The organism is Leucobacter tenebrionis (assembly GCF_019884725.1).
In the GTDB taxonomy this organism is placed as follows: domain Bacteria; phylum Actinomycetota; class Actinomycetes; order Actinomycetales; family Microbacteriaceae; genus Leucobacter; species Leucobacter tenebrionis.
This window is the reverse complement of sequence record NZ_CP082322.1, coordinates 3,059,131-3,080,419: the sequence shown is the minus strand read 5'-3', so window position 1 is coordinate 3,080,419 and position 21,289 is coordinate 3,059,131. Positions and strand designations below refer to the sequence as shown.

Sequence of the window (21,289 nt, the reverse complement as noted above, 5' to 3'; positions counted from 1 at the left end):
CATGATTCGCGCATATTCCGGGCCGACTCGATACGAATAGGCGGTCTCGAGGGAGCGGGAGCGAGGGAGCGTGCGGGAGCAGGAGCAGGAGCGCAGGCCAGGAGCGCGCGCCTCAGTCCGCGAGCTCTGCGACGGCCTCGCCGATTGCGCGCAGCACGGTGGGGTCGTGCCGCGAGCGAGCGCCGGGCACGTAACGCAGCCGCGAGATCCTACCGCCTGAGAAGCGGAACGCCCGGTGCCGCTCGTGCAGGTCCCAGTCGACGGGCCCGCCGTAGTCGTAGCCGACGCTGATGCCGGTGAACGGGGCCATGCCCAGCAGCATGGGCACCGCGGCGATCTCCGCGGACGGCACGCCGTCGACCTCGAGCCGCAGGCGCCACCGCAGCCCCTCCAGCTCGTCGACGCGCAATACGAGCTCCCGGATCCCGGGCTGCAGCGCGGCCCCCCGGGCGCGATGCATGTCGCCGTAGGCGTTGTAGGAGATGATCGGCGCGCCGTCCTCGATGGCCAGCAGGTATCCTCCGCCCTGGTCGCCGTGGGCGACGAGCACACCGGCCGCACCCTCCTCGAGCTCGAGTGAGGCCTCGACGACGAACGACTTCAGCACGGTCAGCTTCGCCGACCTGAACCGCTCGAGCGGCGGGCGGAACGGCACGAGCGACACCGGAGCCTCGAGTCGCGCCTCCGTCTCCGGGCGATTGCTGTGCAGCGTCCCGTCGTCGTCGAGAGGCAGCACGGCGTTGTTCCAGGCCTCATCGAGCCACCGATCGGCGAGGGCGGTCACCCGCTCGGGGTGGGAGGCGGCCAGGTCGCGGGTCTCGGTCGGATCGTCGGCGAGGTGGTACAGCTCCCACGATCCGCCGGCGGCGCCCTCCTCGCGGCGAGGCGGCAGTGGGGACACGGCCTTCCACTCCCCGTCGACCATCGCGCGGCGCCCGACGCACTCGAAGTACTGGGCCTCGCGGCCCTCGGCTGAGGGATCGGCGAGCACCCCGGCGACGCTCCTGCCGTCGGGTTCCTGCGTCGGCCTCCCCCGCAGCTCGGCGAGCGGCGGCACCCCGGTCAGCTCGAGGATCGTCGGGGCGAGATCCGACACGAATACGAACTGATCCCGAATCCCGCGAGCCCGCGCGGGAGCCGCCGGCCACGAGACGATGAGCGGCGCGTGCACGCCGCCCTCGTACGTCGACGATTTGAACGATCGGAACGGGGTGTTCGAGACGCGCGCCCAGCCGGTCGGGTACTGGCTGAAGAGCCTGGGGCCGCCGATATCCTCGGGATCGCGGGGCACGTCGCGCACCCAGCCGTCGGGCACGGGAGCCGAGTGCCCGAACTGGGCGAAGTAGCTGCGGGTGCCGCTCGGGCCGCCCTCCGCGGTGCCGCCGTTGTCGCTCGCGAGCACGACGATCGTGTTCTCCAGCTCGCCGAGCCGCCTCAGGTGCTCGACGAGGCGGCCGACGCTCTGGTCGACCTCGTCGACCGCGGCCGCGTACACCTCCATATGCCTGGCGAAGAGCGCGCGATCCTCGTCGCTCAGCGACTCCCAACTCGGGATCCGATCCCCGTCGGCGATGGCGTCGGCGGGCAGCTCAGCCTGCGGCGGCACCACCCCGAGCTCCCGCTGCCGCGCGAATCGCGCTTCGCGCAGCGCGTTCCACCCGGCCTCGTAGCGCCCGCGATGGCGCGCGATGTCGGCCTCCTTCGCCTGGATCGGCCCGTGCACCGAGGTGTGCGCGTAGTACAGGAAGAAGGGCTTCGACGGGTCGTTGACCCGCAGCTCGTCGATCATGGCGAGCGCCTCGTCGGTGAGCTCGTCGGTGAGGAAGTAGCCGTCGGGGAACTGCTGCACGTCGACCACGGAGTTGTCTCGCACGAGGCGGTGCGGGTGATGCAGCGAGGTGAAGCCGTCCATGCTGCCGAAGTAGCGATCGAAGCCGCGCTGCAGCGGCCAGGACGACTTGTCGGCGGCGTCGTGCAGGCGCGACTCGAGCGTCAGGTGCCACTTGCCGACAGCGAAGGTGGCGTACCCGCCGGCCCGCAGGGACTCGGCGAGGGTGGGGGCGTCCTGCGGCAGCTCGCAGGTGAAGCCCGGGTACCCGGGATCGGTGTGCGCCACGTAGCCGAAGCCCGCGCGGTGCGGGTTGAGACCGGTCATGAGGGCGGCGCGGGCCGGCGAGCACATGGGGGCGGTGCGGTAGTTCGTGAACACCCATCCGTCATCGGCCAGCGCGTCGATGTTCGGAGTCGGGATCTCGCTGCCGAACGGACCGAGATCGCTGAAGCCGAGGTCGTCGACCAGCATCACGATCACGTTCGGGGCGTCATCGCGAGCGGTCGGGCGCTCGGGCCACCACGGCACGGAGTCCGAGACGAACTCGGCGGCGCGGCCGCCGAACGACTCGTATCCCCGCCGCGAGAGCTCGGGTTGCGCCGGTCGATCCCCCACCTCAGTGCGCCTTTCGGATGAGTTCGAAGATGTCGGTGCGGTGTTCGGCGAACGCGGGGGTGGCGCGGGTGGTGATCTGGTCGCGGGGTGCGGGGAGGTCGATATCGACGATGCGGGTGACGCGGGCGGGGCGTTCGCCGAGCACGACGACGCGGTCGGAGAGGTACACGGCCTCGTCGATGTCGTGGGTGACGACCACGATCGTCATGCCGAACTCGTCGCGGATCTTCAGGCAGAGGTCCTCGAGCTCGAACCGGGTCTGCGCGTCCACGGACGCGAAGGGCTCGTCCATGACGAGCACCTCGGGACGGTACGCGATCGCGCGGGCGATCGCGACGCGCTGCTGCATGCCGCCAGACAGCTGCCACGGGTACTTCGTCTCCGCGCCGGCGAGTCCGACCGCGGCCAGCGCGGACCGGATCCGCTCTTCCCGGTCCGCGGCCGACAGGCGCAGGTGCTTCAAGGGGAGGCGCACGTTCTTCTCGACCGTGAGCCACGGCATGAGCGAGCGCGTGTACTCCTGGAACACGAGCGCCATCTCCTCCGGCGGCCCATCGATCTGCTTGCCATCGATGCGCGCCGAACCCGACGTGATCGACTGCAACCCGGTCAGGCACTTCAGCAGGGTCGTCTTCCCGATCCCCGAGGGGCCCACGATGCACACGATCTCCGCGGCCTGCACCTCGAAGGTGAGATCGGCGATGACGGGCACCGCCCCCTGTTTCGTGTCGTACGTCTTCGCGAGGCCCTGCACGCTCAGGCGGGGCGCGGTCGTGGTGGTGGTCATAGGTTCTTCTCCTGCTGTCGGATAGCGATGTACCAGCGCAGCACGCGGCGCCGGAAGATGGCGAGCAGAGCGGTCGCGGCATAGCCGAGCACGCCCAGCACGAGGATCCCGACCCACATGTCGGCGATCATGAACGACTGCTGCGCGAGCAGGGTGCGCGCCCCGAGCCCGACCGAGGCGCCCAGCATCTCGGACGCGATCATCACCACGAACGCGGTGATCAGGCTGACCTGCATGCCCGACAGGATGCGGGGGCTCGCCTCGGGCAGCGCGACCTGGAAGATCCGATCCCACACCCCCAACCGGTAGATGCGGCTCACCGACCGGCGATCCGGATCCGTGGCATGGATCCCGTCGATCGTGGAGATCAGCACCGGGAACACCGCCGACAGCGTGATCGACAGGATGCGGGTCTCGTTGCCGAACCCGATCAGCGACACGAAGATCGGCACCAGCGCCACGGGCGGGATCGCGCGGAAGAAATGGATCGTGGGCTCCACCAGCCACGACAACCACCGCGACAGGCCCAGCACGATCCCGAGCCCCACCCCGATCACGCAGGCGAGCGCGAACGACAGCAGCAGGTTCCCCACCGACGACCCCACATCGCCCCAGAACGCGGGGGTCGCCACCAGCGCCCCCATCCGCTCGAGAATCGTCTGCAGGGGCGGGAAGAACGTGTTCGTCGAGTTCGCCGACGCCACCCACCACAGGCCCAGCAGCAGGATCGGGACGAGGATCTCGGCCCCGATCAACGCCCACTTGGGCAGCCCGCTGCGCTTCTGACGGCGCGCTTCCTTCGTGCGGATCAGCACGGTCGAGGTCACCGACATCACACCACCTGCTTCCGGTACTGGGGGTGCCAGTGCAACAGCCTGCGCTCGCCCCACTGACTCACTCCCTGCACGATCAATCCCAACAAGCCCAGCACGAGCACGTACGCGAACAAGCGCGGCTGATTGCCCGCGATCTGCGTCTGCACCAGGCTCTGCCCCAGCCCCGGGCCGCCCCCGATCAGGCCCGCGACCACGGCCACGATCAACGCGGTCGGCGCCGCGACCCGCACCGCCGTCCCGATATACGGCAGCGCACTCGGCAGCACGATGCTCCACAGCACCTCACCCCGACTCAACCCGTACGACTGCCCCGTCGCCCGCGCCACCGGATCCGTATCGAACACACCCGCCGACGCCTGCACCACGATCGACACGAAACACCCGATGAACACCAGGAACACGCCCATGCCCGCCGTAGGGCCGAGCACGAGCACCACCACCGGCAGAATCACGATCGGCGGGATCGGCTTCAAGAACTCCAACGGCACCCGCGTCGCGTGCATCGCCAAAGGCGACACCCCGATCCCGACACCGAGCAGCACCCCCGCCACCGTCGCGATCACCAGCCCCAGCACCGCCATCGCCACCGTGTCCCACACCGCGGACCACATCTCCAAAGTGACGACCAGCCCAGCCAGCTCCCCGATCGCCTCACCCGCGGTCGGCAGAGGCGAACCCGCGAGCGGCCCCGCAGCAGCCACCTGCCACACCCCGAGCACGACCAACGCACCCAGAGCACCGACACCCCACCTCAGCAGTCGAGAATCTCGCACGGGATCACTCCGAGACGATCACGTCGGTGAGATCCACCGGCTCGGGCAGGAAGCCGAGAGAGACCATCTTCTCGTTGGGGCGCTCGAGGTCTTCAGGGTTCACCACGGTCGGCCACACCGGCACCTTCACCTGGTCGACGGTGAGCTGCGAGTCGGTGTAGTCGAGACCCGCCTGAATGGCCTCCTCCGGGTTCTCGGTCGCCCACTCGTTCGACTTCACGATCGCCCGCTGGAAGGCCGCGATCGCGTCCTTCTTCTTCTCGACCGTGGTGGCTCCCGCGGTCCACAGGCCGGTCGCGCCCGTTTCGAAGAAGCCGATCGACGGGGCGGAGAGCTGCTCGGCTCCCGCGGCCTCGGCCTCGGTGGTGAAGGGACTCACGAGGCCGGCTGCGTCGACGGTGCCGTTCTGCAGCCCGGCCACGGCCGAGGTGAAGTCGAGCACGACCCAGTTCACGCCGGACGCGGGATCGATGCCCTCCTTCTCGAGCTCGCCGGCGATGACCACCTCGAGCTGCGCCTTGCGAGCCGGCACGGCGATGGTCTTGCCCTTGAGGTCCGCGACCGAGTGGATATCGCTGCCGACCGCGGCGAACAGCCCGGTGTCGTCGAAGTCGGCGGGATCGTCGATCTCCGAGGGATCGGCGGGGTATCCGTCGGCGGCCCCGATCACCTTGATGCCCACGCCCTGCCCGAGCGCATTGAGCAGCGGAATACTCGGAGAGTAGGCGATGTCGACCTGCCCGCTCTGCGCTGCGGCGAGGCCTGCCGGCGGGTTGGCGACGATCGAGGTCTCGATCTCCAGCCCCTCCTCTTCGAAGAACCCCTGTTCGATGCCGCCGATCAGGCTGCCGTCGGAGGTGAGGCCGATCGTCGCCACCTTGAGAGTCGTGACGTCGCCGCTGCCGCCGGACGGGGCTTCGGCGCCCCCTCCTCCCGACGAGCAGGCGGTGAGTGCCAGCGCGGCGGCCGGAATGAGAGCGAGCGCACCCCACAGGCGGTTGATCTTCTTCATGTGTTCGACTCCTTCGTCGGCGGAGATCGACGCATTCGCCGAGCTCACTTTAATCACCATTCGGTGACTAAAGAATAATCTCCAAGTGGTTATTTTAAGTAACGCTCCGGTAACGATTAATCACCAATTGGTGACGAAACCCCGCCGCACAGGTCGAGACTGGATTCCTCCCTAGAATTCAAGGGACGAACGGAGACACATGCCGAAGATCGTGGATCATGACGAGCGACGATCCCACATCGTCGAAGCCGTCACCCAGATCATCATCAGGGACGGCTTCGACCGGGTGACCATGCGCGAGATCGCCGCCGAGGCCGGATACGCGCACGGGGCGATAGCCCGCTATTTCCCCGACAAGAAGAGTCTGCTCACCGCGGCCTTCCTCGAGGTCTTCCAGAAGTCCCACGAGTACACCCTTCGGCGCACCGAGGGCGTGCGCGGTCTCGAAGCGCTCCGCCAGATGTGCCTCGAACTCATGCCTCTGGAGGCCGACGGACCCCAGCGGTCCAGGGTCGTCCTCTCGTTCTGGGACCGTGCCGCTCAGGACCACGAGCTCTGGGAGATCCACCACGAGAACATCACGCGGCGGCGCGACCTGATCCGAGGCTTCCTCACCGAGGCCCGCGAGGACGGCGAGCTCGCCGAGGAGGTCGACATCGAGGACGCGGTGAACCGGGTCTCGGCGCACAACGCGGGCTGGCAGATGATGGCCGTGCTCGTACCCGAGGCCGCGAACGACGCCAGTATCAACACCAGCGTCGACTCCATGATCGCCGATCTGCGGGGTTCCGTGTGAGCGGGCGCGACGCCGCGGGCAGGCGGTGCTGCTGCCCAGCGCGAGAAGTGCGGAACCGGCGGCCTCCCCGATGCGCTTCGCAGGGAGACCGCCGGAGCGCTCGATCACCGCTCCGTCACGCGGCGGGCTGGATCTGCCTCAACGTCGGGAACATCATGCCGGTCACCGGAGTCAATTCGATGTCAGGGGTGGTCACGTAGGTGTTCGCCGACTGATACCAGACGACGTTCCACGCCTGCTCCGTCACCATCTCGTTGAGCTCACGGATCTCGGCTTCCTGCTCTTCGCCGCGCGGCGCCTCGAGAGCCGCGTCGACCTGCGACTGCAGTTCGGGGAACTCGGAGATATCGGGTTCGGGCATGTACCACTGCGGCACCGTGAACTGACGGGCGATGGTCGCGACGGGATCCGAGTCCACGGCGAGCGAGACGATGAACATCGGGTAGTTCGGAGCGTTCGACTGGTAATCGGTGAACTGATATTCGTCCCAGGTGACCCGGATCCCCAGCTCCTGGAACACCTGCTCGACCGTGGGCTGCCAGGTCTGGAAAGGTCCGGACATCGGCATCGCCACTTCGAAACCGTCGGCATATCCCGCCTCCGCCATCAGCTCTTTGGCCTTCTCCATGTCGTAGGCGCACCGGTCGTCGAGAGCGGGATCATTACCGGGAAATCCGACCGCGAAGACCTGGTTGGTGACCTCGCCCCGGTCGCGTCCGAGCGAGGACAGGATCTCTGCACCGTCGAACGCGTAGTTGAGCGCTTGCCGAACACGCACGTCGCCGAGGGGTTCGAGTTGCTCGCCGGTGTGGTCGTTGATGCGCAGGCCGATCCAGGCTGCGACCTTCGATTCCGTCGACCAACCGTTCTGCTCCGCCATCTCCACCGTCGTGTCGTCGGCGAAGGTCACATTGATCTGGCCGGCCTCCATGGCATTGTTCCGAGCGCTATCGTCTTGGATCGGCAGCACCGAGACCTTCTCGAAGCGGAACTCGTCGGCCGCCCAGTGGTCGGCCACCCGGTCGAAGTGATATTCGGCGCCGGGAATGCTGCTCTCCGACAGCGTGTAGGGTCCGGATCCGACGGGGGCTTCGGCGAGAGTGCCGGCCTCTATCGCCGACGGCGCGGCCATGTAGCTTCGGCCGAGCCCCATGAAATAGAGCAGCCGATCGTCACGAGCGCTCAGGTCGATCTCCACGGTATCCTCGTCGACCGCCGTGAAACTCTCGACGTTGAGATATGCCTCACGGGAGACCGCTCCGTCTCGCAGGTACTCGAGGTTCGCGACGGCAGCATCGGCATCGAACTTCTCGCCGTCGGAGAACACCGCGTCGGTGCGCAGCTCCAGCGTGACCGTCAGAAAGTCTTCCGAAACCGTCCAGTCCGTGGCGAGCGCCGGAACGGGCTTCCCCTCCCCGTCGAGCGCGATGAGCGGGTCGTAGACCGCAGAAAGGTAAGGGCCGTTGAACCCGATATCGGCGACAGCGGTGTCCCACGACGTCAGATCCATGAAGTTGCCGATCTTCAGCTCGGTCGGCGAAGTCGATGAGCCCTCGTTCGGCGATCCTTCTCCCGAGCAAGCGGTCAGGGTGAGCGCGACGGCCGTGAGCCCGGCGGCCACGGCGAGTGTTCGTTTCATGATGTTCCTTTCAGTAATACTGCGAGTCGTTCTTCACGCTCGACCGCCTCGTCAATCCGCGACGGCGAGCGCGGCCTCCCCGATGCGATGCAGCACGGTGCGGTCGTGTCGGGAGCGCTCCCCCGGCAGATAACGAAGCTCGACGATGGCTCCGCGGGTGAACCGGAAACCGTCGGCATGGCGCTCCGCGAGCTCCCAATCGACGGGACCTCCGTAGTCGTAGCCCACGCTGATACCGGTGAAGGGCGCCATTCCGAGCAGCATGGGCACCTCGGGGATCTCCGCCGCCGCGCGACCGTCGATGAGAAGCGTGATCCTCCATCGCAAGCCTTCGATCTCCGCGAAACGGAGCTCGACACGGTGAGCGCCCTGCTCGAGAGGGGCCGCCCGCACCCGTCTCATGTCACCGTATGCGTTGTAGGAGACAAGAGGTGCACCGTCCTCGATCGCCAGTAGATACCCGCCACCCTGATCCCCGTGCGCGACGACGACTCCCCCGGTGTCGCGCTCGACCTCGAGGTCGGCGATCACGGTGAACGACCGAAGCACGGTCAGCTTCGAAGCACGGAACCGTTCGAGAGGAGGCCTGAACGACGTGAGCCGCGTTTCTCGAGAGAGCGCGCCTTCGCTCTCCGGACGAGTCGAGAACAGGCTGCCGTCGTCGTTCAAAGGAAACACGGTGTTGCGCCAGGCCTCGTCCCGCCAGCTCTCCGCCATCTCTCGAACGGTATCGGGGAACTCGGAGGCGCGATCCCTCGTCTCGGTCGGGTCGGAGGCCAGGTCGTAGAGCTCCCAGCGACCGCCGGTCGCGCCTTCAGCAGGGGTCGGCGGCACGGGGGAAAGCGCCTTCCACCGGCCGGAGAGCATGGCCCGCGACCCGAAGGCCTCGAAGTGCTGGAGATCACGGCCGGGAGAAGCGGCGTCCGCGAGCGCCGCGGCAAAACTCCGACCGTCGAACTCGAGGGCCGGTTTGCCGGAGCGCGCCGGCAGCGGCGGGATACCCGCGAGATCGAGCAGGGTGGGCGCGAGGTCCGAGACGAAGACCGATTGACCACGCAGCCCTCTGCCCCGGAGCTCCTCCGGTGCGGCGGGCCACGACACGATGAGCGGAGCGTGCACGCCGCCCTCGTAGAGGGTTCCCTTGAACGCCCGGAACGGCGTGTTGGAAACCCGCGCCCAGCCAGCGGGATAGTGCCCGTGCACCCGAGGACCGCCGAGCAGGTCGAGTTCTCGGGGAACGTCTCGCACCCAGTCCTCCGGGAGCGGGAGCCCGGACACGAACTGGGCGAAGTAGCTTCGAGTGCCCCGCAGACCGCCCTCCGCGGTACCTCCGTTGTCGCTCGCGATCACGATGATCGTGTTGTCGAGTTCACCCAGCTCTCGGAGCCGTTTCACGACTCGCCCCACACTCTCGTCGACCTCACTGACACACGCGGCATACACCTCCATGTGGCGCGCGAAGAGTTCTCGCGCCTCCTCGTCGAGGTCGTCCCACGCTGGGATCCGGTCCTGGTTCTGCCCCGATTCCGGGAGCGCCGAAAGATCGGCGATGATCCCGAGCCTTTTCTGCCGCTCGAAGCGCTCTTGCCTCAGGGCATCCCATCCCGCGGCGTATCTTCCTCGATATCGGCGGATATCCTCGCTCTTGGCCTGCACCGGCCCATGAACCGCGGAGTGAGCGAAGTACAGCAGGAACGGCTTATGACTATCGTTGGCGCGCAGATCGTCGATCATGCCGATCGCCTCGTCGGTCAGGTCGTCCGTGAGGAAGTAATCTTCGGCGAACCCGGTCCGATCCACGACTGAATTGTCACGCACGAGCCGATGCGGATGGTGGAGCGAGGTGAACCCGTCCATGCTGCCGTAGTAGCGATCGAATCCCCGCTGCAGCGGCCATGACGACCTGTCGGCCGCGTCGTGAAGTTGGGATTCGACGGTGAGGTGCCACTTCCCCACCATGAAGGTGGCGTATCCGCCCGCTCGGAGCGACTCCGCGAGGGTCGGGGCATCATCGGGGAGGGTGCAGGTATAGCCCGGATACCCGGGATCCACGTGCGCCACCGTGCCGAATCCCGCTCGGTGCGGGTTCAGCCCGGTGAGGAGCGACGCCCTCGCGGGCGAGCAGACCGGCGCAGTGCGATAGTCGGTGAAGACGCAGCCGCTCTCCGCTACGGCGTCGATGTTCGGGGTCTCGATCTCGCTGCCGAACGGACCCAGATCGCTGAAGCCGAGATCATCGACCAGCACGACGACCACGTTGGGAGCGCCTTCGGGCGCGACGTCCCGAGGTGGATACCACGGGCTCGACGCCGAGGAGAACTCCTCCACTCGGCCGCGAAAGCTCTCGTATCCACGTGCATCAGCTCCTGCCATCGCATCCTCGCCATCTTTAGAGACCAATTGGTCACTAACGATAACCGCGTCGCGATGCCCAAAAGTTACAAATCAATAACTTTCTACAAATGGAGAATAAAGTAGGCTGGGAACACCGGTCGCAAGACACTTCCGCGACCCCTGGCCCCTGCCGAGCGCGGAGAACCGAGAATGCCCAGAGTTATCGATCACGATGCGCGTCGCGACGAGATCGCGGAAGCTGCATGGCAGGTCATCGCACGCGACGGCTTCGACCGACTCACGATGCGCAATATCGCAGCGGAAGCGGGTTTCACGCACAGCGCGTTCGCCCGCTATTTCCCCGACAAGGAGAGTCTCCTCACAGCCGCGTTCCTCCGCACCCGCAATCTCGCAGACCAGAGCATCGAAGAGATGACCGCGGGCAAGCACGGGCTCGAAGCGCTGCACAGCCTGTGCCTGGCCGTGCTGCCTTTCGGGGAGGATGGGAGCCGTCACGCACGCGTCGCCCTCGCGTTCTGGAACCATGCTGCGCAGAACGAGTCGTTCTGGTTCACGCAGCGTGAGCACGCACGTCGGTGGAGGGCTCGAATCCTCCGCTTTCTCGAGGAGGCGGAGGACGCGGGCGAACTCGCGCCTGGCGTGGACCTGACCACGGCGTCCGACGAGATCGCCGCCGCGAACATGGGCTGGCAGACCCTCCGTCTCCTCATGCCCGAGTTCGCGACCGATCAGCGCATGCGAGCCTCTCTCGACTCGCTGCTGGCCAGCATCAGCCGCGAAGGGAGCGGGGCATGAACGCGGGTGCGACGCCGACCGGCCAGCCGCACTGCTGCGGTCCCGCCCACCGGGCGGCCGCTCCCCCGGCGAGGGCCGACAGGTCGATGACGGGTTCGATCCCCGGCGCGCACGACCCCGCCGGCACACAGGTGGCCGCCTCGGGCTCGGGCGAGCACCGGATCGAGCAGTGCCGCATCCCGGCGGGAGCCTTCACGATGGGCGACGCCTCCGGCGACGGACTCGCCGCCGACGGCGAACTGCCGCTGCACACCGTCGAGATCGACGCCTTCGAGATCGACGCGACCCCCGTCACCAACGAGCAGTTCGCCCGCTTCGTCGAAGCCACCGGCTATCTCACCGATGCCGAGCGCACCGGCGCCTCGGCGGTGTTCCATCTACTGGTGGACGCTCCCACCGCGGACATCATCGGCCCGATCGCGGGCACACCGTGGTGGATCGGCGTGCGCGGAGCCGACTGGCGGCATCCCGGCGGTCGGGCCTCGTCGCTCAGCGGACTCGAGCAGCACCCGGTCGTGCACGTGAGCTGGGCCGACGCGCTCGCCTACTGCGAGTGGACCCGACGCCGCCTGCCCACCGAAGCCGAGTGGGAGCGTGCAGCCCGAGGCGGCCTCGAGGCGGCGACCTACCCGTGGGGCGATGCGCCCATCGACGGCAGCGACGGGACCTGGCGCGCGAACGTCTGGCAGGGATCCTTCCCCGCTCACAACACCGCCGCGGACGGCTGGATCGGCACGGCCCCCGTGCGCTCCTTCGCTCCGAACGGCTATGGACTGTGGCAGGCGGTCGGCAACGTCTGGGAGTGGTGCGCCGACCGATTCGATCCTCGCTACTACGGGGTCTCCCCGCGCAAGAATCCCGAGGGCCCGACCGCGAGCAACGGAGCGGAGCGGCGGGTGCTGCGGGGCGGCAGCTATCTCTGCCACCCCTCCTACTGCAACCGCTACCGCAACTCGGCCAGGTCGAGCAACACCCCCGATTCGACGATGGGCAACGCCGGCTTCCGCACGGTCGGAGTCTGACCCCGCTCCGGCGCTCGGGCGGAGTACATCCCTCCGTTCACCTATCGAGAGTCACCGAGGGCAACTCGCCGAACTCCTCGCGATACTGACCCGAGAATCGTCCGAGGTGCGTGAAACCATGGCGAAGCGCGACTGCTCCGACCTGCTCGCCAAGCGGGTCGGAAGCGAGGAGCTCTTTGCGCACCCTGCGCAGTCGCTCTCGACGCTGCGCTCGCATCGGGCTCTCCCCGATCACCTGCCGGAACGCCGATTGCAGGGTACGGCCGCTCACACCCGCATACTCCGCGATCACCCCCAGCGACAACGGCGGGCCTTCCGCATGCATGATGGCTTCCATCGCCGACGCGACCACCCGATCGTCGCTGCGCTTCCCGTCCGTCTCCTCTCCTTCCGACCTCAAGACGCTCACGATGAAACCGTCGACGCAGCGCTCGCCGAAATACCGCACGATCCCCGCGTCGAGATCTGCGAGCCGTTGAGTGGTGCGAATCGTCGACCGTACCGCGGTGATCCAGGCACGCCCGACTCCCCGCGACACATCGAGCTCCGCAGCGTCCCAGGGCCGCTCCCCTGAAGCAGCCAGCTCATGCGCCAGGCGCTGCTCTACCAGCTCACGATCGAGCTTGATAGCCAACATCACGCACGGCTGCTCCCAACCGCTGATCGCGGTCGAGACATCCGGGGTATAGAGCGCTGCTCGAGAACTCGTGGCCTGCAGGTGCTGATCACCGATGGAAGTACGGAGCGTACCCTGCAGAGGAACATTGACCTGGAAGGCCGTCTCATACGGATCCGTATCGATTCTGACGGCCGTGGAGTACCGGAGCAGACCTGCTGTCACCGGGCCGAGTCGCGCCGCCGTGAGCGTGAGAGTCAACTCATCCGAGGCAGTGCCCGCGATCAGCGGCGTGAGACGGTGGCGATAGTAGAGTCGCTCACCGAGCGCCTGGGCGGCGTGAAGCGATCGTGCCTGCGCGGAGACGCCCACGGCTCTCAGCGGAGACTGGCTGCTCGACACGCCTCCTGGCTCCCCCGGGGCCGCCACCGTTCACGCTCCAGTGCCGACAGTGTGGAATGAACGACTGTCATAGACGAGCGCACGGGCGTCCGCGCGAACGCGGATCCCTTCGACCCTCACGAAGAACACCGTGTGCGTGCCCTGCTCGAGAGTACTGGAGATACGGCCCGAAAGCGCTACGCGCGCGTCTCGAATCGTCGGGATCCCCACCAGATCCTCCCAGATGTCCCACGAGAACCGTTCCTCCATCGGGACTTTCGTCTGCCCCGAGAAGTGGCGCGCCAGCTGCTCCTGCTCTCCGGCGAGCACGTTCAGGGCGAGCCGCCCGTTTCCGACGAAGACATCGTGGGCGGCGCTGCTGCGATTGATGCAGACCAGCAGAGTCGGCGGGTCGTCAGTCACCGAGCAGGCGGCGCTCACCGTGATACCGAGCCGGCCTCGCGGGCCGGCAGTGGTCACGACATGCACCGCGGCGGCAAGATTCGCCATCGCCTGTCGGAACTGCAGCTGCTCAGGGCTCAACTCAATCATGATGCTTCTCCTCCCGTAATCGTGTAGTCGAGAACGACCGCCCCACCCGTGGCGTAGTTCGGCACATCGGCTGCGACAGCGCGCCCCGCTTCCGAGCTCATGGCCAGCCGGAAGGCATCGGCATCCGCGAACTCCGCCTCGAACACCGCGAAGTAAGGGGCCGGGGCGCTATCGGGTCCTGGCTGCACGTCTATGGAGTAGCGCCAAGCGAGCATTCCGGGCAGTTGCTTCGCGAGTTTCAGGTGCGTCGTTTCGTAGTAGTCGATGAAAGTTCGGCGGTCCGCAGGTTCTGGATAGAGCACAGTGAGCTTGTGCATGGAAGTCTCCTTTCGGTTCTTCGCGTCACTCGCCGGTGGTCGCCGCGATCGCCGCAGCGACACGCTCGGGGGAACCGAGCAGATCGATCTGACGGATGGGGTAGTTGAAGTTCTCCGTGAAGCGGTTCGCCAGCTCCTGGTTGTGCACCATCTCGGTGAAGAGGAGAGGGATCTGCTCGGCGGGAGGGTTCTGGATGATGATGTTCACCCAGTCAGTGGACGCCTCAAGACGTTCAGCACGGCGCCGGGCGACCTTGCGCATGAAGCGCTCGTCGAAGACATGATCCTCTCGGATCACATCGGCCACCACTTTCGCGGAGTAAGTCGCGGAGTTCGCACCCTGTGCCTGCACGGGGTCGACTGTCATATGCACGTCTCCGAGCGCGAGCAGATACCTGCCGTTGGGCAGCAGCACGTAGTCCTCCCGAAGCACCGGGGTGACAGCGCCCTGCAAGATGTCCTTCGCACCGTTCTGCAGTTCGAACGCGCTTTCGTCGATCCTTTCGTAGACGGTGGGATGAAACTCCTTCAGCATCTCCAGTGTGAGAGCCCGATAAGCCTCCGGATCCTCCTCGTAGCGACGGTCGGTCAGCACTTCCTGAGGACCTCCGGGAACGCTCTCGAATAGCAACGCGTTAACCTTGCCCGAGAACGACCACATCGGCAGCACGAGCAGCTCTCCCGCGGGCGGTGCAACGCTGATCTCTACGCCACGAGGATCCCGTTCTGCAACGCCTTTCCAGAACCCCACGGCGAGTTTGCGCTGCGGACTCGTGTAGGGGGACTTGCCCTCCCGTCGCGGGAACAGCGCACCGATCTCGCCCTTGCCTGTCGAGACGACGACGAGGTCATGTTGTTCGGTGAGCGCCTCGATCTCGGCCACCGAGAGGTCGCGGATCTCGAGTCGTCCGCCGCGAGCCTCGAACTCTGCCATCAGTCGAGGGAGATAGATGCGGTAGTCGATGATGCGCGCGGGTTTCTCGAAGACGCCTTTGAAACGCCGATCATCGCCCCACCCGTTGTAGTGGTAATGATATGAGTATTCCGCGTCGGTGCCCGGCCATTCCCCGATGCCGAGCTCGTGCTCGATATCTATCGTTGCACTCATGTGCGCGACGCTATTCATGATCCGACCGTCCGCGACCTGTTCGGCTGTGCGGTTCGTGTAGATCGTGACGTCGAGGTCCTGCTGCCGCAGGTGAAGGCCGAGGTGCAGCCCAGCGACCCCCGCGCCGACGATACCGATACTGGTCATGTTCTCTCCGTTCTCGTGAAGGGACGCCGACGGAGTCGCCCGCGCCATTGCGTTAGCAGCTCGATATAAGAGCTCATATCGAGCAAATGCTCGATATTTGAGCACCATGCTACGCTTGGCGCCCCGCAGCACAATAGGGGCTTCGCAAAACGGATAGTGTGAAGAACAAGATGCGGAGCTCGGAGCAGCCGGAACTCCGGTTCGGTCTCAGCTCGACCACACCTCGGCAGGCCGCTCGATACGGAGCGCCGCATGCTGCAGCGGCTGCGCGACCTCGCGGGAGCGATGCTCGCTCGTCGGATACACCACGGCGAGACTGCCTCCCTGACTATCGCCCATCCTGACCGGCCGCGCGACCGCATCGAAGCCGGGGAACGGCCCTCCCTTGGTGTGCACATATCCGATCTTGCGGGCGAGCTTGACCTCATCGGAGTCATCTTCGCTCAGCGGATCGAGCGCGAGAATCGCCATTCCCGGCGCCCCCGAACTCAGCGGGAATCGAGTACTGCGGCGGATCGATACCGCCGCCGTCTGCGAAGAGGGCCTCGCGGAGAAGAGCACGACTGCGTGGTCCTTCTGTGCGACGCAGAGAATCGCGGTCGCCTGCGTCGCATTCGCGAGTTCATCGAGAATGTCTTCGACCCGCAGCTCAGAGCCGCTCAGACCGGATTCGGCAAGTGCGGCGATCCCGAGGCCGAGGATATAGCGACCGTCCTGCGCACGGCTCACGAAATGATAATCCTCGAGGGTTCGCAGAAATCGGTAGACGATGGAGCGGTGCAGGCCGAGTTCGGCGGCGAGTTCACCACTGGCGCGAGGCTTTCCGTCAGCCAGGATCCCGAGCGCATCGAGCGCGCGTTCGAGCGTCTGCGATCGGCTTCCCCGAGCACCGCCCGCGGGCCGCCGAGAGCCCGACGCGTCGGTAGAGGACTCACCGGGACGCTCGGACATGCGACTCGCGCTCCTTTGCTCAGACGTTGTATTCCTCTCATGCTATCCGAGCGCTCAGACAGGACAACGCCGAGCAGGTGCTCGCTCACTGACGATGAGCGTGCCGGTCTCCGCGGTGGCGTAGGCGCGGATCGCCGAAAATCGCGTACGGGATTCCAGCTGAGCGATCCACGGGCCCACGCAGGATAACGATTTCAAGAAGACTCGGCTCCTCCGACCCCTCAGATCGCGGTGGTGAGGTACCCGCCGTCGACCGGCAGCACGGCTCCGTTGACGAACGATGCCGCGTCCGACGCGAGGAACGCGATCACCGCGGCGACCTCGGCGGCCGCGCCGAAGCGGGCGAGCGGCGTGCGGGAGAGGATCCGCTCCTTCGCCTGCTGGTCCAGACCGTCCGCGAGCGGTGTCTCGATCCATCCCGGCGCGACGCAGTTCACCCGGATGCCGTCGCCCGCCCACGCCTCCGCGAGCGACTTCGTGAGCTGCACGACGCCGCCCTTCGACGCGGAGTAGGCCACGCGCGATCCACCGCCGAAGTACGCGAACATCGAGGCGATCGTGACGAGGGATCCGCCCGACGCCGCGAGCAGCGGGCGCGCCAGTTCGGCGACGCGGTACACGGCGGCGAGCTGGATCGACACAACGGTGTTGAACGGCTCCCACTCGAGTTCGCGCTCCCCCAGGCTGATCCCCGCGGCGGGAACCAGCACGTCGAGCCGGTCGAGCCCGGCGATCAGAGCGCGCAGCGCTTCGTCGTCGGTGACGTCGACCTCGACGAGTTCGAGGTCGACGCCCTCCGAGACCTCCGCGCGCTCGGCGCCGAGACCCACCGCGAGCACGCGGGCGCCCAGACGCGCGAACGTCTCAGCCGTTGCGAGACCGATCCCCGAGGTGCCGCCCGTGACCAGCACGGTCTTGCCGGAGAACAGCCCGGGCGCCAGGGCGGGAACCGCGTGCGCGCTCATCGCCGATCCCTCTAGCGTTCGCCTGCGAGCACGAATTTCGCGCCCTGTTCGCCGATGAGGATCGCGGGAGCGTTCGTGTTGCCCGTAGTGATGCGCGGCATCACGGACGCGTCGATCACGCGCAGCCCGTCCACCCCGTGCACCGCCAGCCGGGGCGAGACCACCGCGAGCTCGTCGACGCCCATCTTGCAGGTGCCGACCTGGTGGTGGTAGGTCGCGAGCGTGTTCCGCACGTAATCGACCAGATCCTCGCCGTCACCCACCTCTGGGCCCGGGTACACCTCGGTCGCGCCCCACCCGCCGTCGGCCGGAGCCGCCGCGAGCGCGGCCTGGCTCCCGATCCTGCGGCACTGCCGCACCGACGCCACGAGCGACGCGACATCGTCCTCGTGCTCGAGCGCGTGCGGATCCAGCAGCAGCGGATCCTCCGGATCCGGCCCCGACAGGCGGATCTCGCCCCGCGACTGCGGCGTCACCAGCCCGGCCATCAACGAGAACCCGTTATCACCCTTCGGCTCCAGGAAGTCGCCGTACATCGGCACCGAGAAATGGATCGGCTGCGTATCCGGGCGATCCAGCTCCTCCCGGCTCTTCCAGAACAGATGCGACTGCGTCACCGACACGCCCTCGCGCGGCGGATCGATCGGGGTCTCCGTATCGAAGATCACCGGCGCCAGATAGTGATCGTGCAGATTCTTCCCCACACCCGGCAGGTCCACGCGCGGCTCGATCCCGACCTCCCGCAACTCGTCGGCCGGGCCGATCCCGCTGCGCAGCAGCACCCGCGGCGAATCGATCGCACCCGCCGCGAGCACCACCTCATCCGCCCGCACCTCCCGCAGTTCCCCGCCCTGCGAGAACCGCACCCCCACCACACGGGGACGCCCGCCCTCGCCGTCCTCGGCGAAGATCAACTCGTGCACATGGCACCCCGTCTCGAGCCGGATGCGATCCCGCACCGGCTTCACATACGCCATATACGTATTCAGCCGCTTCCCGTCGCGCACCGTGATCTGCTGCTGCGCCACCCCCTCGATCGAGGCGCCGTTGTAATCCGGGTTACGCGCGAGGCCCTCCTCGACCGCGGCCTCGATGATGGACCGCTGGATCGGCGACAACTCGTACTCGTCCGTCACATCCAGCAGGCCCTCGGCCCCGTGCAGGGCCGGCTCGCCCCCACCCCGATAGTGCTCGATCGCCCTGAACACCGGCAGCACGCTCTCCCAATCCCAGCCGTCATTGCCCAACGACGCCCAGTGATCGTAATCCTGCGGCACACCCCGCACCCAGATCATCGCGTTCAGCGAGTGGGAACCGCCCAGCACCTTGCCGCGCGGCCAGTGCAGACGATGCCCGTTCGCGCCCGCCTGCGGCACCGTGTAGTAATCCCAGTCATCCGGCGAGTGCCACAACTCGCCCATCCGGCTCAGATCATGGATCGCGGGATTCGTATCCTCACCACCGGCCTCCAGCAGCGTCACCTCGACCCCCGCATCGGCCAACCGACGCGACACCACCGACCCCGCCGAACCCGCACCGACAACGATCACGCTCTCCGGCACCGCCGAACCCGAATGCTCCGACATCAGAACTCCTCTCACACGTGCAGCGCCCTCGCCGCACCCGTCCTCCAGCCTGGCACCGCCGCGAATACCGGTCGAGAGCTTCCGCCCCGGTCGTGCTCCCAGGTGCAAGACCAGTGCCGGGGCGGTCAATCGGGGTCGGACGCGGGGCGGTGGATCCCTGACCTCGTGTCGGGCCGGCCCCTACCGGCGCACCGCCCTCGCACGCAGGCCGAGCACGGCGCCCCCGACGAGTACCGCGATCCCGGCCAACCCGAGCACGACGCCCGAACCCTCGGAGCCGGTGCTCGCGAGTCCGACTTCCGAGTCGCCCTTAGCGGACGGTGCCGGGCCATCCGAGGCGCCGCCGCTCTCCCGGCTGTCCGCATCCGCGTCGGATCCAGCGCCAGCACCCGCACCGGAATCGGCAGCCGCTTCGGATCCCGCCGTCGCCTGCCCGCTCGCGTCGGCATCCCCCGGCGCACTGCCGTCCGGCGATCCCGCACCGGCATCGCTGTCGCTCTCGGGTCCGCCGCCCGCGTCACTGCCCTCAGCGCCCGAGTCGGCACCGGCATCGCTATCGCCGGGCCCCGGGGTCGGCGCGAAGGCGATCCGCCCCTCGAGTTCGGGCGACACCGGGCTGTGCGCCCGCAGGTACGCCTCGAGCATCGGAGTCGCCGAGCCGTGATCCGCCACGGTCTCGGCGTCGATCGCACCGGGGAACTCGCCGCCGCCCTTCGGCAGCGCCACGAGGTAGCTCGTGTCGAGGCCGATGGGCTCACCGTCGACCGTCACACTGTGCACGCGGCGCTCGGCTTCGACGTCGATGGAGTAGCCTCCACCGCCCACGTGGATGAACTCGCCCGATTCCCTCGGATACTCCCGCACGCACCGCTCGATGTAGTCGAGGATCTGCTGCCCCGTCATGCGCTTGGTGATGATGCTCGTGTCGACCCGCGCGATCTCGAAGAGTTGACGGCGCGTGATGTCGCCCGGCTCGATCTGGCCTCCGACGTACCCGGCTGAGAGGAACGCGAGATCCGCCTCGGTCGCCTCCCTGACCGCGTCGGCGAACATGTTGGCGACGGCGGCCTCTCCGGTGCGCACGAGCGAGCGATTGCCGTCGAGCGGCACCAGCGTCGACCCGACCACCTCCGCGAACTGCTCATCAGCGCTCTGCCGCATCTGATCCAGCGCCTGCTGCGTATCGGGCTTCGGAGCGAGCCCGGCCAGATCCTCGAGACCGCTGAGCTGCGCCTCCACTCCGGTGACCCCGCCGTCGACGAGATCGAGATCGACCCGTCCGATGTATTCCGAGAATCCCCCGGCCTGCGCGATGAGCGTGCCGTTCACGACGAGCCCCTCGGGAAACGCCGTGTGGCTGTGCCCGTCGATGATCACGTCGAAATCGGGGATCGCCTCGGCGAGCTTCGGACTCGACATCTCCGCGTCGAGTTCGCCCAGGTGCACGAGGCCCACGAGCAGGTCGACATCCGCCGCGCGCAGCTCGGCGACGCCCTGGCGCGCCACCTCGATCGCGTCGACGTAGGCGAGATCGTCGGCTCCCATGAGCGCAGAGGAGGGCGTGGTCACCCCGACGATCCCGACGGTCATGCCGTTCGGCAGGTCGACCGTGGTGGTGGTCGGGGCGATCGGCCGCCGGTCGGCGCGGTAGATCATGTTGCCCCCGAGTGCCGGGTAGTTCAACGCGCCGAGCCGCTCCTCGAGCACGGACGAGCCGTAGGTGAACTCGGCGTTTCCCACCGTCATCGCGTCGAGATCGAGGGTGTTCAGCACCGGCACGAGGCCGGCTCCCTCGTCGATCGCGGAGTACGGGTTCCCCGCGAACACGTCGCCGGCGTCGAGGAAGAGCGTGTCGGGATTCTCCGCGCGCACCTGCGCGGCGTAGGCTGCGGCACGGCCGTAGCCGATGCCGGGCTCCCCCTCGAACACGTTCGAGTGCACGTCGTTGATGTGCACGATGCTGACGGTGCCCGTGAACGCGGGATCGGCGGCGGGTTCCTCCGCCACCGCTGCGGGTGCAGCCGCCAGGAGCAGCGCGGCTGCCCCAGCCGCGGTTCCGATGATCAGGTTCTGCGAGGTTCTTCTCCGTTGAAGCATCCCCTGATGCTAGGCCAGGGTGCGGGCGACCTCTAGGGTTTCGACGCACCGGCATTGCACTCCTGCGCACAGCGGGTGGGGGAGGCGCCCGTGATCGAGATCACGCCT

The 21,289-nt window shown here is 67.3% G+C and carries 18 protein-coding genes; 3 read left to right on the top strand and 15 right to left on the bottom strand.

Features of this window, described 5'->3' with window-relative positions:
• Window positions 1–112: 112 nt before the first annotated feature.
• The 5 genes from KVY00_RS14155 to KVY00_RS14135 are packed head-to-tail and all read right to left on the bottom strand — an operon-like array spanning window position 113 to window position 5,854.
• The gene (locus KVY00_RS14155) at window positions 113–2,446 is read right to left on the bottom strand and encodes an arylsulfatase (protein ID WP_223043507.1); all 2,334 of its coding nucleotides are present in this window, start codon (window positions 2,444–2,446) and stop codon (window positions 113–115) included.
• Window position 2,447: 1 nt separating this feature from the next.
• A complete protein-coding gene (locus tag KVY00_RS14150) occupies window positions 2,448–3,233 on the bottom strand; it encodes an ABC transporter ATP-binding protein (RefSeq protein ID WP_223043506.1) in 786 nt (261 codons plus the stop codon).
• Window positions 3,230–4,066 carry an ABC transporter permease gene (locus KVY00_RS14145; protein WP_223043505.1) on the bottom strand — a complete coding sequence of 279 codons (837 nt, stop codon included), beginning with the start codon at window positions 4,064–4,066 and terminating at the stop codon, window positions 3,230–3,232. Before KVY00_RS14145 ends, KVY00_RS14150 begins: the two co-directional genes overlap by 4 nt.
• Window positions 4,066–4,842, bottom strand: a complete 777-nt coding sequence (locus tag KVY00_RS14140; RefSeq protein ID WP_223043504.1) for an ABC transporter permease — start codon at window positions 4,840–4,842, stop codon at window positions 4,066–4,068. Before KVY00_RS14140 ends, KVY00_RS14145 begins: the two co-directional genes overlap by 1 nt.
• Window positions 4,843–4,846: 4 nt before the next feature.
• Window positions 4,847–5,854, bottom strand: coding sequence for an ABC transporter substrate-binding protein (locus tag KVY00_RS14135; protein WP_223043503.1), 1,008 nt, complete (start codon window positions 5,852–5,854; stop codon window positions 4,847–4,849).
• A 199-nt stretch (window positions 5,855–6,053) separates the two neighbouring features.
• On the opposite strand from KVY00_RS14135, the gene KVY00_RS14130 reads away from it, so the two are divergent.
• Complete coding sequence (locus tag KVY00_RS14130; RefSeq protein ID WP_223043502.1) at window positions 6,054–6,650, top strand: TetR/AcrR family transcriptional regulator; 597 nt, start codon at window positions 6,054–6,056, stop codon at window positions 6,648–6,650.
• 115 nt (window positions 6,651–6,765) lie between these two features.
• On the opposite strand, the gene KVY00_RS14125 is transcribed toward KVY00_RS14130, so the two are convergent.
• A complete protein-coding gene (locus KVY00_RS14125) occupies window positions 6,766–8,289 on the bottom strand; it encodes an ABC transporter substrate-binding protein (RefSeq protein WP_223043501.1) in 1,524 nt (507 codons plus the stop codon).
• 51 nt (window positions 8,290–8,340) lie between these two features.
• Window positions 8,341–10,662, bottom strand: coding sequence for an arylsulfatase (locus KVY00_RS14120; RefSeq protein WP_223043500.1), 2,322 nt, complete (start codon window positions 10,660–10,662; stop codon window positions 8,341–8,343).
• Between the two features lie 171 nt (window positions 10,663–10,833).
• On the opposite strand from KVY00_RS14120, the gene KVY00_RS14115 reads away from it, so the two are divergent.
• Window positions 10,834–11,439, top strand: coding sequence for a TetR/AcrR family transcriptional regulator (locus tag KVY00_RS14115; protein ID WP_223043499.1), 606 nt, complete (start codon window positions 10,834–10,836; stop codon window positions 11,437–11,439).
• Window positions 11,440–11,525: 86 nt separating this feature from the next.
• Window positions 11,526–12,461, top strand: coding sequence for a formylglycine-generating enzyme family protein (locus KVY00_RS14110; protein ID WP_223045339.1), 936 nt, complete (start codon window positions 11,526–11,528; stop codon window positions 12,459–12,461).
• A gap of 37 nt (window positions 12,462–12,498) precedes the next feature.
• Here the strand turns inward: KVY00_RS14110 and KVY00_RS14105 are convergent, their stop codons facing one another.
• The 8 genes from KVY00_RS14105 to KVY00_RS14070 all read right to left on the bottom strand — a co-directional run bounded on the left by KVY00_RS14105 (window position 12,499) and on the right by KVY00_RS14070 (window position 21,181).
• On the bottom strand, window positions 12,499–13,479 hold the full coding sequence (locus tag KVY00_RS14105) for an AraC family transcriptional regulator (RefSeq protein WP_223043498.1): 981 nt from the start codon (window positions 13,477–13,479) through the stop codon (window positions 12,499–12,501).
• 30 nt (window positions 13,480–13,509) lie between these two features.
• Window positions 13,510–14,010, bottom strand: a complete 501-nt coding sequence (locus tag KVY00_RS14100) for a flavin reductase (protein WP_223043497.1) — start codon at window positions 14,008–14,010, stop codon at window positions 13,510–13,512.
• Entirely contained in the window at window positions 14,007–14,327 is a 321-nt protein-coding gene (locus tag KVY00_RS14095; RefSeq protein ID WP_223043496.1) for an EthD family reductase, read from the bottom strand. Before KVY00_RS14095 ends, KVY00_RS14100 begins: the two co-directional genes overlap by 4 nt.
• Window positions 14,328–14,352: 25 nt before the next feature.
• The gene (locus KVY00_RS14090; RefSeq protein WP_223043495.1) at window positions 14,353–15,582 is read right to left on the bottom strand and encodes a styrene monooxygenase/indole monooxygenase family protein; all 1,230 of its coding nucleotides are present in this window, start codon (window positions 15,580–15,582) and stop codon (window positions 14,353–14,355) included.
• 207 nt (window positions 15,583–15,789) lie between these two features.
• Window positions 15,790–16,533: an IclR family transcriptional regulator gene (locus KVY00_RS14085; RefSeq protein ID WP_223043494.1), complete on the bottom strand. Its 744-nt coding sequence runs from the start codon at window positions 16,531–16,533 to the stop codon at window positions 15,790–15,792.
• 221 nt (window positions 16,534–16,754) lie between these two features.
• A complete protein-coding gene (locus KVY00_RS14080) occupies window positions 16,755–17,498 on the bottom strand; it encodes an SDR family NAD(P)-dependent oxidoreductase (RefSeq protein WP_223043493.1) in 744 nt (247 codons plus the stop codon).
• 11 nt (window positions 17,499–17,509) lie between these two features.
• Entirely contained in the window at window positions 17,510–19,084 is a 1,575-nt protein-coding gene (locus KVY00_RS14075) for a GMC family oxidoreductase (protein ID WP_223043492.1), read from the bottom strand.
• Between the two features lie 180 nt (window positions 19,085–19,264).
• Window positions 19,265–21,181, bottom strand: a complete 1,917-nt coding sequence (locus tag KVY00_RS14070; protein ID WP_223043491.1) for a bifunctional metallophosphatase/5'-nucleotidase — start codon at window positions 21,179–21,181, stop codon at window positions 19,265–19,267.
• Window positions 21,182–21,289 lie beyond the last annotated feature (108 nt).